This window comes from Halovibrio sp. HP20-59 (assembly GCF_033052795.2).
Classification (GTDB): domain Bacteria; phylum Pseudomonadota; class Gammaproteobacteria; order Pseudomonadales; family Halomonadaceae; genus Vreelandella.
Genome location: NZ_JAWJUW020000072.1, coordinates 1 through 307, shown reverse-complemented (window position 1 = coordinate 307; position 307 = coordinate 1). Strand labels below are relative to the sequence as shown.

At 54.1% G+C, this 307-nt stretch carries 1 protein-coding gene; it reads right to left on the bottom strand.

Going from position 1 to position 307, the window contains the following annotated elements; all coding sequences use genetic code 11:
* Nucleotides 1-232 (bottom strand): helix-turn-helix transcriptional regulator (locus RZA33_RS19430; protein ID WP_317509642.1); only part of this gene is annotated, 232 nt, incomplete at its 3' end.
* Nucleotides 233-307 lie beyond the last annotated feature (75 nt).

Below are 307 nucleotides of genomic sequence, written 5' to 3'. Positions count from 1 at the left end.
CATCGACTTCCGGAGGCCCTTCGCGAAACAAGATCCACTCCGGGCGGACCTTGAGAACCCGGCAGACCCGGATGAGGTTTTCCGCTGTGATGGTTGTTGCTGGAGTGATGTTGCCGGCTCCCACCCAAGCGGAAAGGGTTGGCACTGAGACGCCAGTTTCGGCGGCTACAGCACTCTTAGTCATGCCACTGTTCTTCAAGGCTTTGGCCAGCCTGTTGTTCCAAGTTTCCATTAGGTGAGCCTAACTGAGATTCTTTTAGCTATCCCTTGCATTTGGATTTAGGTCGGCCTAAAATCGGGTCCAAAG